The organism is Caulobacter segnis (genome assembly GCF_031454995.1).
Classification (GTDB): domain Bacteria; phylum Pseudomonadota; class Alphaproteobacteria; order Caulobacterales; family Caulobacteraceae; genus Caulobacter; species Caulobacter segnis_E.
Map to the genome: position 1 here is coordinate 256,018 of NZ_JAVDRV010000001.1, position 13,104 is coordinate 269,121.

18 protein-coding genes are annotated in these 13,104 nt (G+C 66.5%); 9 read left to right on the forward strand and 9 right to left on the reverse strand.

The features are described from left to right. Window positions 1-115: 115 nt before the first annotated feature. Both J2728_RS01215 and J2728_RS01220 read right to left on the reverse strand, forming a co-directional pair. Window positions 116-592: a hypothetical protein gene (locus tag J2728_RS01215; RefSeq protein ID WP_309995346.1), complete on the reverse strand. Its 477-nt coding sequence runs from the start codon at window positions 590-592 to the stop codon at window positions 116-118. Window positions 593-724: 132 nt separating this feature from the next. After that, window positions 725-1,336 (reverse strand): DUF2306 domain-containing protein, encoded by a 612-nt coding sequence (locus J2728_RS01220; RefSeq protein WP_309995348.1) that lies wholly within the window; start codon window positions 1,334-1,336, stop codon window positions 725-727. Window positions 1,337-1,441: 105 nt separating this feature from the next. Between J2728_RS01220 and J2728_RS01225 the strand changes: the two genes are divergently transcribed. Further along, entirely contained in the window at window positions 1,442-2,206 is a 765-nt protein-coding gene (locus J2728_RS01225; RefSeq protein WP_309995350.1) for a LytTR family DNA-binding domain-containing protein, read from the forward strand. On the opposite strand, the gene J2728_RS01230 is transcribed toward J2728_RS01225, so the two are convergent. Next, entirely contained in the window at window positions 2,203-3,387 is a 1,185-nt protein-coding gene (locus J2728_RS01230) for a patatin-like phospholipase family protein (protein ID WP_309995351.1), read from the reverse strand. The two genes, J2728_RS01225 and J2728_RS01230, sit on opposite strands and share 4 nt — an antisense overlap. Window positions 3,388-3,506: 119 nt before the next feature. On the opposite strand from J2728_RS01230, the gene J2728_RS01235 reads away from it, so the two are divergent. Continuing rightward, window positions 3,507-3,677: a hypothetical protein gene (locus J2728_RS01235; RefSeq protein WP_309995352.1), complete on the forward strand. Its 171-nt coding sequence runs from the start codon at window positions 3,507-3,509 to the stop codon at window positions 3,675-3,677. A gap of 32 nt (window positions 3,678-3,709) precedes the next feature. Here the strand turns inward: J2728_RS01235 and J2728_RS01240 are convergent, their stop codons facing one another. Further along, entirely contained in the window at window positions 3,710-4,492 is a 783-nt protein-coding gene (locus J2728_RS01240; RefSeq protein ID WP_309995354.1) for a transglutaminase-like domain-containing protein, read from the reverse strand. A gap of 279 nt (window positions 4,493-4,771) precedes the next feature. Between J2728_RS01240 and J2728_RS01245 the strand changes: the two genes are divergently transcribed. From J2728_RS01245 to J2728_RS01255, 3 genes are all read left to right on the forward strand, one after another. Then, window positions 4,772-5,026, forward strand: coding sequence for a hypothetical protein (locus J2728_RS01245; RefSeq protein WP_309995356.1), 255 nt, complete (start codon window positions 4,772-4,774; stop codon window positions 5,024-5,026). Further along, on the forward strand, window positions 5,023-5,325 hold the full coding sequence (locus J2728_RS01250; protein WP_309995358.1) for a hypothetical protein: 303 nt from the start codon (window positions 5,023-5,025) through the stop codon (window positions 5,323-5,325). Before J2728_RS01245 ends, J2728_RS01250 begins: the two co-directional genes overlap by 4 nt. Window positions 5,326-5,469: 144 nt before the next feature. Continuing rightward, window positions 5,470-5,712 carry a hypothetical protein gene (locus J2728_RS01255; protein ID WP_309995360.1) on the forward strand — a complete coding sequence of 81 codons (243 nt, stop codon included), beginning with the start codon at window positions 5,470-5,472 and terminating at the stop codon, window positions 5,710-5,712. 255 nt (window positions 5,713-5,967) lie between these two features. Here J2728_RS01255 and J2728_RS01260 read toward each other — a convergent pair whose 3' ends face one another. The 3 genes from J2728_RS01260 to J2728_RS01270 all read right to left on the reverse strand — a co-directional run bounded on the left by J2728_RS01260 (window position 5,968) and on the right by J2728_RS01270 (window position 8,053). Next, window positions 5,968-6,213 (reverse strand): hypothetical protein, encoded by a 246-nt coding sequence (locus J2728_RS01260; protein WP_309995362.1) that lies wholly within the window; start codon window positions 6,211-6,213, stop codon window positions 5,968-5,970. A 459-nt stretch (window positions 6,214-6,672) separates the two neighbouring features. Continuing rightward, window positions 6,673-7,644, reverse strand: coding sequence for an IS1595 family transposase (locus J2728_RS01265; protein ID WP_309995364.1), 972 nt, complete (start codon window positions 7,642-7,644; stop codon window positions 6,673-6,675). A gap of 199 nt (window positions 7,645-7,843) precedes the next feature. After that, window positions 7,844-8,053, reverse strand: a complete 210-nt coding sequence (locus J2728_RS01270; RefSeq protein ID WP_309995367.1) for a cold-shock protein — start codon at window positions 8,051-8,053, stop codon at window positions 7,844-7,846. Window positions 8,054-8,332: 279 nt separating this feature from the next. On the opposite strand from J2728_RS01270, the gene J2728_RS01275 reads away from it, so the two are divergent. Next, the gene (locus J2728_RS01275; protein WP_099538325.1) at window positions 8,333-8,512 is read left to right on the forward strand and encodes a hypothetical protein; all 180 of its coding nucleotides are present in this window, start codon (window positions 8,333-8,335) and stop codon (window positions 8,510-8,512) included. A gap of 102 nt (window positions 8,513-8,614) precedes the next feature. Here J2728_RS01275 and pgsA read toward each other — a convergent pair whose 3' ends face one another. After that, the gene (gene pgsA, locus J2728_RS01280; protein ID WP_309995370.1) at window positions 8,615-9,232 is read right to left on the reverse strand and encodes a CDP-diacylglycerol--glycerol-3-phosphate 3-phosphatidyltransferase; all 618 of its coding nucleotides are present in this window, start codon (window positions 9,230-9,232) and stop codon (window positions 8,615-8,617) included. A 170-nt stretch (window positions 9,233-9,402) separates the two neighbouring features. Here pgsA and J2728_RS01285 point away from each other — a divergent pair, with 170 nt between their 5' ends. From J2728_RS01285 to J2728_RS01295, 3 genes are read left to right on the forward strand one after another with little or no spacing between them, the layout of a single operon-like run. After that, window positions 9,403-11,073, forward strand: coding sequence for a sensor histidine kinase (locus tag J2728_RS01285; protein WP_309995372.1), 1,671 nt, complete (start codon window positions 9,403-9,405; stop codon window positions 11,071-11,073). Next, window positions 11,073-11,957, forward strand: a complete 885-nt coding sequence (locus tag J2728_RS01290) for a kinase (protein ID WP_309995375.1) — start codon at window positions 11,073-11,075, stop codon at window positions 11,955-11,957. The genes J2728_RS01285 and J2728_RS01290 overlap by 1 nt, the downstream gene beginning before the upstream one ends. A 32-nt stretch (window positions 11,958-11,989) precedes the next feature. Continuing rightward, complete coding sequence (locus tag J2728_RS01295) at window positions 11,990-12,445, forward strand: hypothetical protein (RefSeq protein WP_309995377.1); 456 nt, start codon at window positions 11,990-11,992, stop codon at window positions 12,443-12,445. 261 nt (window positions 12,446-12,706) lie between these two features. Here the strand turns inward: J2728_RS01295 and J2728_RS01300 are convergent, their stop codons facing one another. Further along, a complete protein-coding gene (locus J2728_RS01300; protein WP_309995379.1) occupies window positions 12,707-13,006 on the reverse strand; it encodes a hypothetical protein in 300 nt (99 codons plus the stop codon). Window positions 13,007-13,104 lie beyond the last annotated feature (98 nt).

A 13,104-nucleotide genomic window follows, 5' to 3' on the forward strand; every position in this document is an offset into this window, starting at 1 on the left:
CCGCGCGCCCGCTGTCGACCATCTTGCAGGTTAAGGCGCCCGTGTAGAGACGGAGTCGGCTCGGCGCAACCCCGCATCTTATGAAGGGGTTAACGCCAGCTTTGCCGAACAGGGTTCAAGGAGCTTCGCAAGCCACGAGATCGAAGAACTGGCGGGGAATGCTCTGGCGCGGACGGTCCGCCGGAGGGTGCCGAAGGGCGTCATCCAGGGTCGGCAGCAGGAAGTGGACCGGGGCCGGCCCGCCCCGCGCCGGTATGGTCTCGAACAGACGATAGGTCTCGTCGAAGCCCAGATACTGAAGGTTCCCCAGCGGACGCGGGCCGCCGTCGGGATTCGGAGGCCTCCAGCCCGGCTGGGTGGGATCCAACGTCGAGGCCAGGTTCTGCTCGCCATTCGTCCCGCCGGCCCAAGGCAGGAACCAGTCACGACCGCCGTGGGCGTCGATCCTCAGCGCCAGTCCGGCGGGCCAGTCGCGGGTTTTCTCGACGGGCGCGAACCGCGCGGTCACCCCGGGCTCCGTCCTCAGCGCGTAGACCGCCTGCTCGGCGGGACAGGCGGTCACGGCGGCGGTCATCAGCAGCGCGGCGATCATGGCGGTTTCCAGGGAGCGGGAAAGCGCGATCACAGGATGTCAGCGGGGCGAAATCAAGACCGCGCTTTCGTTTCGGGATCGTCGCCTAGAGCCTGTCTGATCTAGATGCCTCCCCCCGAAACCCAGGGCGCTCTAGGCGGCGGCGAAGGGCGACGGCCGACGCCTCAGCCAGACCTCGGCCAGGAGCAGGTTGGGGACCCAGCACAGGAACGAGATGGCGCGGTAGGCCTCGACGAACGGGATCGGCCCCACGGCGGCCAGCGGCAGGTAGAGGCGCAGGGTCACCGCCGCCAGGGTCAGGGCCAGCGACCGGATCATCCAGGCCCGGTGCTCGACGATGCGACGCGCCATCGCCATGCGCCAGGCCTGCACGGTCGTTCCGATCCAGGCCACGGCCAGCAGGCCAAAGCCCGCCATGGCGATCGGCCCGGCGGTCGAGCCGAAGGCCAGGACCAGACCGCCGACACCGCCCGTCAGGCAACTGGCCACGTAGATCCGTCCGAGCACTCGGTGCAGGCCAGGACGGCGGGCGCGCAGACCAGGCAGGACCTGGAACGGCGCGATCAGCAGGGCGGTCGCCGCGCCGGCCACATGGACGACCAGGAACGGCGTGGCGAACAGGTTGGCCAGGACGTTGGGGGCCAGCGGTCCCACGTTCAGCACATAGCGATAAGCGGTCAGCGCCACCGCCAAGCTCAGCAGGGTCATCAGCGTCCAGGCGGGACGGGACAGGATTTTCGACATCTTCGGCTCCGGTTTCGGGCCGAGATTGCAAGGGTCGAGGAGCCGCGCTACGCCAAGCCCGTGAGCGGCGCCCATTCTGCGCGAACGGCGCCGCGGCGGAGAGACATGGGTTCCATCGCTAACGGTCTGCCCCTACGGCGCCTCGCCATCGACCTGGCGCTGCTGACCGCGCTCGGCCTGGTGCTGGCGGTCCTGGCGCCGTTCGACACCGCCAAGCTCACCCCGTCGGGGCGCGCCACGTACTGGTTCGAGTGCATCGTCGGCGGCGGCGTGATCGGCGTGATCGTCGACGAGCTGATCGGCCGACGGCTGGACGGCTTTTTGCGTCGGCTGCTGGTCGTCACCACCCTGATGACGCCGGGCGTGGTGCTGCTGGTCGGGGTCATCGACATGGGCGCCCACGGCCGCTTCATGGCGCCGCCGCTGCTCTGGTGGCGGGTGTGGGTGATCAGCGGCCTGGTCATGGCCGTGCGCATCCTGACGTGGCGCAAGCCGGCCGCCTCGGCGCCGCTGGTCGAGACGCGGGTGCTGGTCGAGCCGCCCCTGCCCGAGGCCGAGGCCGCCTTCCGCCGCCGGCTCTCGGCCAAGCGTCGGACGGCCAGGTTGATCGCCATCGAGGCGCACGATCACTACCTGCGGGTCCATACCGACACCGGCCCCGAGCTGCTGACCTTGCGCTTCTCCGACGCCCTGGCCGAGCTGGCCGGCGCCCACGGCTTCCAGACCCATCGCTCGTGGTGGGTGGCGGGCGAGGCGATCCAGTCGGCCCATTGGCGACGCGGCGCGGGCGAGCTGCGCCTGTCCGGCGATCTGACGGCGCCCGTCAGCCGGCGCCACGCGCCCGTCCTGCGCGCGGCGGGCTGGCTCTAGCCGGGCGTCTTCTCGCGCGTCGCGGCGGCCTTGACCTCCGCGGCGGGATCCGTCGGCGCGACCCAGGCCGCGCCCGACTGGCCCAGGTCATGGCCCAGCTTGAACAGCGCCCGCCGGCCCTCCGACGCGAAGTCCAGTCCCGAGAAATCGCCCTGGGCGTCGTCGGGAATGGCGGTGTAGCGGAACACCCCGCCGTTGCGCCGGGTGAAGGCGGCGTTGGCGGTCAGGTGGGTGCGCAGCTGGGCCTTGTTCATGGCGATCCACGACCGGCCCAGGATCGACAGGGCGTCGCCCTTGGTGAAGCCGAAACCGCCGTCGATCTGGCCGTTGACGATCACCGACACCTCGCCGGGGCCCGACTTCTCCTGGCCCGGCAGGATGGACAGCAGCAGGGTCTCGGGCGCGACGAAGAACGGCGTGGTGACGCTGCCGTCGACATGCATCTCCGAGAACTTGCGGTTGGCCCCCTCGACCTCGATCAGGCTGGGCGGGAAGACGCCGGGGATGCTGGCCGAGGCGACCAACACCTGACGGAACAGCTTCAGCGCCGCGTCGTCGCCGCGCGAGGCGATCGCCCCCATGTCCCAGATCATCGTCTGTTCGGTGTCGAGATTGGTGGTGGCGATCATCAGCCGCCGCCCCTTGGCGTGCTCGATCGCGACCGCGTAGAGCAACGGCGGGTCGACATACTTGGCCACCAGGTCGCGCAGGGCGTGGTTGCGGAAGATGCTGGGCGCGAAGAACAGATCCAGGCCCCGCTTCTGCAGGATCCGGTCGGCGGCGTCGCTGGTGTAGGCCTCGGTCAGGCGGCGGTCCCAGTCCTTGCCCAGATAGGCGAAGGGCGCGGTCAGGGCGCCGGTCGAGACGCCGGTGACGATGTCGAAGTCGGGCCGGTCGCCCGCCGCCGTCCAGCCGACCAGCACGCCCGCGCCATAGGCTCCGTTCGAGCCGCCGCCCGAGATGGCCAGCACATTGACCTTCCGCCCGGCCGTATAGCCATGGACCTCCTTGGCGAACTTCAGGCCGGCGGCCGGATCGGCGGCGCTGAAGCGCACGTCGGCCAGGCCGCGCGGCGCCACGGCTCCCAGATCCTGCGCCGTGAACGCGTCGCGCGACACGGTCCCACAGGCCGACAGGACGAGGGCCGACATCAGGGCGGCGAGGACCGCAAAGCCGCGCATCGAGAACGTCTCCGAAGGATCGCTAGATGATTAGCCGCCTCGGCCCCTTAGGGGAATTGCCGCCTTGCCATCGCTGATATTTGCGAGTCATTCTCAATATCAGCGGCAAGGAGTCGATCATGGTCTACCGAACGACGGGCGCGAGCGTGCTGGCTTGGATGATGCGGGCCGAGCGAAACCGGCGCGCGGCGCTGGAGCAGGATTTGTCCTGGCTGCTGCACGGACCGACGGATCCGGACGTGGTCGAGCCGGCGGACGAAGCTCCGGCCCCGTTGCTGGCGGCGGAGTAGATTCCGGCGCTCGCCCCCGCGGCCGCGGGGCTCTAGTCGCCGATCCGGTCGATCTTGAAGTGCTGCTCGACCAGGGTCGCGCTTCCCAGAATGGTCATGAACGCGATGTCGGCGGCGTCGCGCCCGGTCGCCACCCGGACCAGCCCGTCGATCGGCGCCAGGCCCGTGGCGTCGATCAGCCGCCATCGCCCGCCCAGATAGACCTCGGCGACCGCGTGCAGGTCCGGCGGCTCCAGCTTCCATGCATAGGCGCTGACCGCGCGGGCCGGAATATTGGCGGCGCGGCACAGGGCGATCACCAGGTGACTGAAGTCGCGGCACACGCCGGCGCGGTCGATGAATGTGTCGATCGCGGTCGTGCCGGAGTGACTGACGCCGGCTTCGTAGTCCACGTGCTCGGCGATCCAGCCCAGGATCGCCGTCACCTTTTGCCCGCCCCTCAGGGAGCCAAACTCGCGATCCACGAAGCGCAGCAGACGGTCGGACGGGCTGTAACGGCTGGCGCGCAGATAGGCGAGAACCTCGCTGGGAAGGTCGCGGACCGCCATTTCGGCCAGCTCGGCCAGGGCCTGATCGACCGGCGCGACCCGGACGGCGGCCCGATAGAGCGCGTTCACCCGGCCGGCGGCGGCGAAGACGGTTCGCCGCTCCCCCGTCACCGGGTCGTCGATCCGCGTCGCCTCGACCGGCGGCCAGAAGGTCAGCGCGTCGGAGACCACCTCCTGGCCCCGACCATGGGCCGCCTCCACGAGGAGCAGCACCTCGCAGGGCGTGGCGAAGTCGTAGGTAAGGGAAGCTTCGACCTCGAAGAGCATGGCCTAATCCTGGGGGCGTGAACGTCGCCGGCGCGACCGACAGCGTCGTCAACCCACCGGACGGCGCAAGGTTCAATGGCCAAATAAAACGACGCCATATCGCGTTACGCTATCATTCCACCCAAAAATGGCGCATGCTTATTTCAAGAAGTCGAACGACGAATTATTTCGAAAAATCCCTGCCTCGGCGCTGACGACGATGTATCTCGCGCCGCATATTTCTAGATTTCGATATGATCGCGCCATTCAATCCGCCGCTTACATTGAAGGAAAACTATAATGGCTCGCGAATCTCGATCCAACTTCGAACTCGTCAACCTGTCAGAAACGCTGCATCAACTGGCCGACCGCCTGCGGACGGACCGCAATGAATCGCGCTTTCTGGTGCACGAAACCCTGATGACCGCCTTCGCCACGCCCGCCGATCGACGCCCCGCGGGCGATCGGGGCCTGGCCCTGCGCCGCTGGATGGTCGCCCGTTCGCGGGCCAGCCGCGGCGCGGCCCCGACGCCCCGAGCGCGGGGTCAAGAATGACCGACGAGCCAGACGCCGTTTCCAGGCTGAGAGTGATTCCCGCGGCCGAGCACGATCCCAGCCCGTCGGGGCTGTCGGTCGACCTGCTGCGCACGCTCCGGCAGTTGGAACGGCGAACCCGCAGCGGCCAGCTGGAGGCGGTGAACATTCGGCACGCCCAGCAGCTGGCGGGCCAGGGCCTGGCCCATCACGGCCGAGGCGGATGGACGCCGACGCGCGAAGGGCTCGCCTATCTGGAAGACCTCGAGCGCGCCGGCCCGACGGGGGGCCGGGACAGCCAACCCGACCCCGGCTCCTGATCGGGCGCCGAACGGCACCAGAGCATTTTCCGACGGCCGCGAGCGGGCCACCGGATCACAAGGTGCTCTAGGCCTTTGAAATATAACCACTCCCACCCGAAACGATTGGTTCGATCGGATCGGAAAGGGCCCTGGCGTCCGCCGATGGCCGACGTTCTGGCCCACAGCCCTAGGACACCCATGCACAAGCCGCTTCTCCACCGCGTCGTCATCACGGTTTGCAAGAGCGAGGGCCTCTGGGCCGCCGAGGAGGGAGGCGTATTCTTCGGCGCCTCCGTCGAAAAGGACGTCGCCAAGGCCTCGGCGACCAAGCGGGCGCGAGAGCACATGCAGCAAGGCCAAGCCTGCCAGATCCGCGTTTGCGGCGAGCACGGCTTCGCCCTCTAGGCCGGACGACCGGGCCCGGGCCGGCGGATGCGCTGGCCTGGGGTCCGCACTCAATCAGCTAAGATCGTTCTCTTTCGTCATCGCGGACGAAAGACCGCCTGGCGTACCGCGGAGCCGGGATGACGAGGGGTCTGGTCCTCGCGGTATCGCGGCTTCGCCTCCGCGATCGAGACGGACCCTAGACCTCAAACAAAAGACCCTAGACCCCAAACAAAAGGCTGTTTTCACGTTGAGTGTGGGCGGGTTGGTTAACGGCTAAATGGACTTGGGTGGTGCTAACCGATTGCGTTCCGCCTCAAGCGCAGTGCGAAGCTCTCCGAGAGCTTTATCGGCCTCTTCCAGAGCTTTGATGGCGGCTTCCTCGATGGAGTCCGCCACCACATGAACATCGAACACATAATCGCGCGGTCTGGCGGTGGTCACCGTGACGGTGAGAACGCCATACCATTTCCGAGAGTGGCTGAGTTCGAGGCTGTCTCTACCAGTGATGGTTACAGGCATAATCATCCTACACGCTTGAACTAAGCGCGTGGTTATGTCCGAAGATAAATAGAATTATGAGGAAATCCGCACCGAAATGGAAGATCAGGCTTCTTGATTTGATCGCCCGAATGCTTGGCGTTCAGATTCGCATCGGCGCCACTGACTACGGACATATTACCGAAATTAGTGGAATGATGCTGGCAAGAGAGAAAAATAGATTTCTTAAGTCTCAGGAGAATTAAATCCAACCGGCCTTCCAGAAATTTCGGCTATGAACAAGCTGTCAATTTCTTGGTTAAACATATTTTCGAGATACAAATACATTTCAGATATATTGCGCTTTGTATCTACGATCCACGTTGAACCTTGAAGTCGGACGGCACCTAAAGAATCCATCTTATTGTCCAAGTCTGAATAACTGGCTTTGCTATCCTTATTGACATCATAGCAGACAATAAAAAGTGCCATTATCGGTCCTCAATAAGCCGCCAGAATTTCCCCCAAAAGATCATTACCGAACGGCTTGTGCTGGGTGATTCGACGCGCCCAACCAAAGTAGTTCATCAGGTAGCGAGTGCCTACACCCATACACCGCCGGTTGACTAAGTTCTCCACGTCCCGGTGGTAAGCGTCGATACGACCGATGCTCAGATTGCGGGTGTTCCCGCCACCGCTCCCCTTCTTTACGACCATGTGTTCGCAGCCGGTTTGACCAGCGACACGGGCATAGGCGCCGTTGCCGTCCGAACAGATCATCGACTCCGCTTCGACCCACGGCTTCATAGCACCGCCAATGGAATCCCATCGCGTATCGGGAAGCTGCGTCTGGAAAATCGTTCCTGAACGATCCAGAGCCGTCAGAACCGGAACTTGCTGATCGCCAAATCCGCGCTGGTCCGCACCGCCCCTGCGACGCATCTTGCGGTCCTGTGGACGCGCACCGCGCTTCCAGCCGCGAGAGCCCTTGAACGACGTGCGGAAGAACTTCTCGTCAGCTTCAATCAACCCCGCCAGCTTTTGGGCCGGATTAGCGATCAGAGCCGTCAGGAAACGGTGACGCCAGCGGTGCAGCGTCGGCAAGCTCAGGTCGATGCCGTGCTGTTCGCGCAGCTTGACCAGCGGAATGTGCGTGGTCATCAGGCCAAGATACTTGGCCCAAAGGTGGCGATTGCGGAGCCGATAGAGCGGCGTGCCCGTCGTCGCGCCGAACGTTGCCTTGCAGTTCCGGCACTTGAACCGCTGCGTTCCGCTGTTGGCGCGACCCCATTGGACAAGGCAGGCGAATCCGCACTGGATGCAGGCCGAACAACGCATGGTTTGGCTGCGCTTGGTCAGAGCGACTTGAACCGCTTGGTTCTGGACGTGATTGGCGATGAAGCTGCTGATGTCCAGAATATCGGACACCGGAAGCCTCGCTATCACACCTTTTATCGCGCTGATCTTTGACATATCACCTCATCTGTTCGCTACAGATGGGCAATATACATTGTAGTTACGTCAATATTGGACGTATGTATTTGGCGAATACGGTTAGCTGGCGATTAACCAGACCGCCCACACTCAACGTGAAAACAGCCAAACAAAAAGGGCTGGCGCATGCGCCAGCCCGTTCCGCGCGAACCCAGGGGTCCGCGAAAGCTTGAGCGGATTAGACCGCTTGAAGCTGACCAGCCGAGGTCTTGCCGCTGCGGCGGTCGACTTCGGGTTCGAACGACAGCTTTTGGCCTTCGTTCAGGCCGTTCATGCCGGCGCGTTCAACGGCCGAGATGTGGACGAAGATGTCCTGGCCGCCGTTGTCCGGCTGGATGAAGCCAAAGCCCTTGGCGGCGTTGAACCACTTCACGGTTCCAGTAGCCATGGTGAGTATCCTTGTAGGCATGTGTTCGCCGCCCGAAAACGTCTCGGCCGACGATCAAATTTCGTTGGAAGTTCGGAAGGCGCGTCCGGCGCTCCGGCACGCGGAGCAAGGAATAGCAGGCCGAGCGGCAGCGAATTCGATAGCCTTATCTTGGAGGACTTCTACGAAATAACAAGAAAAATATTTTCGAACGACTTTGGCGGAGGCCCGGACCCAAGCTGCGCTTCACGCGTTTTCATACGGAAGCAGCCGTCTCTCGACGTCGAACAGGAGCCTTCCATGACCCTTCTCGAAAAGATTCCCACGCTCCGCGACGCCGAACTGAAAGCCCTGCTGGCCAATGCTCGCCGCCTGGACGTCACCGGCACTCCCGAGCAGCGCCGCGCCGTCGCCGAGGTGATCACCCCGCTCGAGCGCGAGGCCTCGCGCCGCCGCTCGGTTGGCCGCGGCGGGCGCTAGAGGCGCGAAGCCTCCTTCCTTGAGAACCAATAAGCGTGTCATCCCGGACAGCCTCGCCAGGCTTCCGGGATGACGCCGTTTTGGGGCCCTGGAAACCGGCCCTCAGGCCAGCGCCTTGCGCGCCGCTTCCCAGTACTGAGCGCCCGTGATCAGGGTCACCACGGTGGCCAGCCACAGCAGGCCGTGGGCGACCACGGTGAAGCCGCCGATCACCGACGGTTCCTGCGACAGGCCAAAGGCGCCCCACGAGGCCAGGATCATCTCGGCGCCGATCGACACCAGCTGCAGCGTGGTCTTCCACTTGGCCAGCAGGGTGACCGGCAGCTTGACGCCCCTGCCCGCGCCGACCTCGCGCAGGGCGCTGACCGTGAACTCGCGGAACAGGATCAGGCCGGCCGGCAGCACGACCAACGGGTTGGGCCCCAAGGCCATCAGGCCCAGCAGCGCGCCGCAGACCAGGATCTTGTCGCCGATCGGATCGAGAATCGCGCCCCAGACACTGACCGCGTCCAGCTTGCGCGCCAGCCAGCCGTCGAAGAAGTCGGTCACCGCCGCGACGACGAAAGCGTAGAACGCCCAGCGCTCCAGGCGCAGCTGGGTCTCGGCGGTCAGCTGGTCGCTGACCCACGGGACCGCGCCGGCCGCGGCCGCCAGGGCCACGAACATGAACAGCGCCATCACGAGGCGCGAGCTGGTGAGGATGTTGGGCAGGGATTTCATGAGCTCTCATAACCCACAAAGCCGCGGCGGCGATACGGTTCCGCCGCGCCGAGCCCGACGAAGACCGTCGAGAGAAAACAGCGATTTTTGAGACGCCGTCGCCGACTCGCTTCGATATACAAGTGCGTGAGGGCGAAGCTGGGCCCTCGTCGAGGCGGGCGCGCCGACGAATGAAGGCACAGGATCGCGGCGATTTGGGCGACCGCCGTCGCGCCGGCACGGTGCGCGGACGGCTGGTGCTCCTGACGGTCAGCCTGTTGATCCCGGCCGTGGTTTCGATGGTCCTGCTGCTCGCCGGCGCGGACCGGGAATCGCGCGGCAAGCTCTATCAGCAGCTGGTCACCACGGCGCGCGCCCTCTCCGGCGCCGTCGATCGGCAGGCCGCCGTCGGCGTCGCGGTGGTCGAGACCCTGGCCAGCGACCAAGCTTTGATCAATGGCGACTGGGCCGACTTCCACGGCCGCGCCCAGCGCGTCATCCAGCGACGGCCCGGCTGGATCGTGGTGTCGGGCATCGACGGCCAGCAGATCCTGAACACGCTCAAGCCCTACGGCTCGCCCCTGCCGATCTCGCCCCGGGCCAACGAGCTGACCAGCGCCCTGCTGGCCGGGCGCAGCAAGATTTCCGACCTGCGCGAAGGCAAGGTCGCCGGCAAGCCGGTGATCACCGTCGCCACGCCGATCCTGGTCAAGGGCCAGCCCTACGTCCTGTCCTACGTCGTGGAGTCGGCCTCGTTCACCTCGGTGTTCCGCCAGCAACGCGTGCCCGACCGCTGGGTCGCCACCCTGCTGGACAACAATCGCCGGGTCATCGCCCGCTCGCGCCTGAACGAGCCGTTCACCGGCGCCCTGGCCCCCAAGGACATGGAGGAGAACCTGCGCCACTCCACCGAGGGCGTGAACAAGAGCGTGTCGCTGGAGGGCGTGCCGACCATGGTCGCCTACACCCGCTCTCCCCAGACGGGCTGGACGCTGGTGGTGGCGATCCCGAGGGACGAGCTGGCCAGCACGGTCAACCGCTCGGTCGCGATCGCGGGCGCGGTGTTCCTGGCGCTGCTGGCGCTGGGCATCACCCTGTCGCTGGCCTACGCCCGCCGGATCAATGGCGAGATGCGGCGGCTGGTCAGCGACGCCGCCGCCATCGGCCGAGGCGAGACCCCGCCCTCGTCGTCTCCCGACAGCCTGGAGGAGATCGCCGCCGTCCACTCGGCCCTGCGCGAGGCCTCGCGCGAGCTGAAGGCCCGCGAGGAGCGGCAGGTGGTGATGATCAACGAGCTGAATCACCGCGTGAAGAACACCTTGGCCACGGTCCAGGCCCTGGCCCGCCAGACCTTCCTGAAGACCGAGGGCGCGCCCGTCGACGTGTTCACCGAGCGGCTGATCGCCCTCTCCGGCGCCCACGACCTGCTGACCAAGACCGGCTGGCGCGAGGCCGACATGGACCAGCTGGTCCAGAAGGCCCTGGGCGCCCACGCGGGCCGGGTGCGCCGCGAAGGGCCGACGGTGGCCCTGGCGCCCCATACGGCGGTCGGCCTGTCGATGGTGTTCCACGAGCTGGCCACCAACAGCGCCAAGTACGGGGCCCTTTCGACTCCTGGCGGCGCGGTCGAGGTCTCGTGGCGACTGGATCCCGTCACCAACAATCTCGGCTTCACCTGGCGCGACGTCGGCGGCCCCCGCGTCTCTCCGCCCACGACCCGGGGCTTCGGCACCCGCCTGATCGAAAGCTCGATCCGCCGCGAGCAGAAGGGCCACGCCCGCTTCGACTTCCGCCCCGACGGCCTGGTGTTCGAGGCCAGCCTGCCGCTGCCCGAGACGGTGCGCTGGAACAACGCCTACTGATGGACTCCGAAGCCGCCATCATCGCCGCCTTCATCCGGGACGAGGGCCTGCCGGAGGGGTTCGCGGCGCTCGCCCAGCGCCTGCACCGGCCGCTGGCGACGCGGATCGCGGCCTGGGCGGCCGAGGGTCGCTCGCCCCTCGTGGTCGGCATCGGCGGGCCGCAGGGCTCCGGCAAGTCGACCCTGACGGCGCTGGTCGCCCGCCTGCTGACGGCGCGCGATCTGAAGGTCGCGGTTCTGTCGATCGACGACCTCTATCTGACCCGGGCCGAGCGGGCGCGGCTGGCGCGCGAAGTCCATCCGCTGCTGGCCACGCGCGGGGTCCCGGGCACGCACGATCCGGCCCTGGGGCTTGCGGTGCTGGACGCCCTGGGAAGACCCGGAACCATCGCCCCGCCCCGCTTCGACAAGGCCGCCGACGACCGCGCGCCGGAGGCCGCTTGGCCGCGCGTCGAGGGGCCGGTCGATGTCGTGCTGCTGGAGGGCTGGTGCGTCGGGGCGCGGCCTCAGCCGGCTTCGATGCTCGACGCGCCCGTCAACGCCCTGGAGCGCGACGAGGACCCGGGCGGCGTCTGGCGCGGCTTCGCCAACGCGGCGCTGGCGGGCCCCTACGCGCCGCTGTTTTCGCGGCTGGACCGGCTGGCGCTGCTGACCGCCCCGGACTTCGCCGTCGTCCGCGCCTGGCGCGGAGAACAGGAAGCCCGCCTGCGCGCGCGGCTCGAGGCCGAGGGCCGCGATCCGGCCCTCGCCATGGACGAGGCCGCCCTCGACCGCTTCGTCGCCCACTACGAGCGCCTGACCCGTTGGATCGCGGAGGACCTTCCCGGCGCCGCCGACGTGGTCATTCCGCTGGACGCGGCGCGGCGACCGACGCGGCCGCTCTAGGCGCCCGCCCGCGCGGTGGCTAACACCGTTCCATGAGCTACACCGACGAAGAGATCGCCGCCCTCGCCGAGGGTCTGGTCAGCCGCACCCTGCCCAAGGAGCGCTGGACGCACGCCGCCCACCTGGCCGCCACCCTGCGCCTGGTCCGTATCCGCGACGCGGGGCTGGAACGCGACCTGCCGGGGATCATCCAGACCTACAACGTCGCGGTTGGCGGGGTGAACGACGACACCAGCGGCTATCACGAGACCATCACCCAGGCCTATCTGGCCGCCATCCGCGCCTTCGTCGCGGCCCTGCCGGCCGGGACTAGCGACAGCGACGCCATCGCGCGCCTGCTGGAGACCCCGATGGGCGATAAGGCCTGGCCGCTGACCCACTGGTCCCGCGAGCGTCTGTTCTCGGTGGAGGCCCGGCGGGGCTGGGTCGCGCCGGATCTGAAGCCGCTGGAACATCCGCCCATGGTGGCGGCGGCCGGCGACGAATAACGTCCGATAACGACCCTTGGTCGGACGCCGCGCGAAATCCCTCTCTCTTAGAGAGAGGGAGGGGCCCAAGCGAAGCTTGGGAGGGTGAGTGGTTACACCCTCGGCCGGCGTGCCGGCACAGAGTCCCCAGCCGCGCCAGGATCGTCCTTGGGCTTCGCCTACCCACTCACCCTCCCACGCCTGCGGCGCGGGCCCCTCCCTCTCTCCATGAGAGAGGGATTCGGAAGGGCGGCTCCCCACCCTAAGTGGACTCAACGCGGGTCAGAAGTCTACGCGATGGTCAAACAGCACCGTGCTGGACACCAAGTCGCGCGACATGAAGACATAAACATGCCCTTCCGCCCGCTCCACCACCAGAATTTCGGCATTTTGCGGACCACAGTTCTCCTGCGCGGTTTTGCGCGCAGAGCAATAGATCTCAACAATTTTACCCATTTCGCCGCCGATCAAATCGGAACGAGACTTACCAAAGAATAGCTTTTCCACGCTCGGCTTAGCCTGAGCGCAGGCCGACATGAGCGCGACGATGCCGCTGAGCAATCCGATCTTTATGACACCCATCGAGCCGCCCCTAGAGCCACGCGCGTGTAATGCTGAGGGGGGAGGTCTGAACCGTCAACGGCGGCTCCCCACCCAAAGCAGACTTCAGGTCTTCAGTT